This window comes from Neisseria sp. P0021.S007 (genome assembly GCF_051956855.1).
In genome coordinates this window covers 1-617 of sequence record NZ_JBQCXA010000730.1, presented here as the reverse complement: position 1 = coordinate 617, position 617 = coordinate 1, and the positions used below count along the sequence as shown (strand labels likewise).

The window sequence follows — 617 nt, the reverse complement described above, 5'->3', positions numbered from 1 at the left end:
TTGTAACCCAGCTCTTGGAAGCCTTTTTCTATGTTGCCTTTTTTGATGCTGCTGGTGGCGGTGTAGGAGGAATGGCTTGCCCAATAGCGGTCGACGTCTTGGGAAACTTCGGGCACGACGCGGCCGGTGGCGAGGATGTCGAGGTCGGCGAAGATGGTGTCTTCGCCGACTTTGAAATATTCGTCGCCGATATTGCGCCCGCCGAGGATGGTGGCGCGGTTGTCTGCGGTGAAGGATTTGTTGTGCATCCGGCGGTTGAGGCGCGGGAAGTCGGTTAAATAGCCGAGCGCGCGCCATTTGCGGCGGACGAAGGGGTTAAACAGGCGGATTTCGATATTGGGATGGCTGTCAAGGGCGAGCAGGACGTTGTCCAGCCCGTTGGTGTTGTTGTCGTCAAGCAGCAGGCGCACGCGTACGCCGCGTTCGGCGGCACGGTGGATAAGGTTGAACATGAGCTTGCCGGAGATGTCGTTGTGCCAGATGTAGTATTGGAGGTCTAGGGTGTGGTCGGCGGCTTCAATCAGAGCGGCGCGGGCGACGAAGGCTTCGTGTGCGTCGTTGAGCAGATAGACATTGGAAATATCGCCGCTGGTTTTGCTAGAGGCGGTGTTGAGCAG

Annotated in this window: 1 protein-coding gene; it reads right to left on the bottom strand. The window is 58.0% G+C overall.

Features of this window, described 5'->3' with window-relative positions:
• On the bottom strand, nt 1–617 hold a 617-nt coding region (locus ACTHUR_RS15640; RefSeq protein WP_440399557.1), incomplete at both ends, for a phospholipase D-like domain-containing protein.